General features: G+C 66.3%; 1 protein-coding gene. It reads right to left on the bottom strand.

Annotated elements, in window-relative coordinates; genetic code table 11:
* The coding region (locus ACTOQ2_RS44045; RefSeq protein ID WP_440108017.1) for a Tn3 family transposase at positions 1 to 608 on the bottom strand (608 nt) is incomplete at both ends.

The following is a 608-nucleotide window of genomic DNA, read 5'->3' as shown; positions in this document are numbered from 1 at the left end:
CGCAGGTCGCGGATGGCGCCGGGCGCGAGGTCGGGCAGGGCGAAGGTGTAGGTGCCGTGGACGCCGAGGTGGGAGTGGACGAACGGTGACAGCCGAGCCATGTCCTCCTCACGGACGGGGTAGCCCTGGGCTTTGAGCTGGCGGACGGCGGCGTCCATGTAGACGGTCGTCCAGAGCGTGGCGCAGTTCAAAACGAGGCCGAGGGCGCCGAGCTGGTTTTCAAGTCCGCGTTCGTACCGGTGGTAGAGCTCGCCCTTCTTGCCGTGGCAGATCTTGCGGGCGAGGGAGTGGCGGTTCTCCTGGAGGTTGCGGATGTCCTTGATGTCGCGGCGGTAGGTCTCGTCGACGTCGATGAACTGGAGGATGTGCAGGGTTTTGAAGATTCGGCCGTAGGAGGCGATGGCCTCGCCGAGGGCGGTGGGGTGGCCGTCGCGCTGGAGCATGGTGACGACGTCGTAGGCGCGGACGGTCCCGGTGTAGATCGAGGCGACCATGCGGAGGATGTCCTCCCAGTTCCGGCGGATCTTCCGCAGCTCGATCTTTCCCCGGGCGAATGTGTTCAGCGGTCCGTAGTCGGCCAAGGCGCTGATCCGCCAGCCCTTCTGGTC

The organism is Streptosporangium sp. H16, assembly GCF_051918855.1.
In the GTDB taxonomy this organism is placed as follows: Bacteria; Actinomycetota; Actinomycetes; order Streptosporangiales; family Streptosporangiaceae; genus Streptosporangium.
This window is presented reverse-complemented; position numbering and strand designations above follow the sequence as displayed.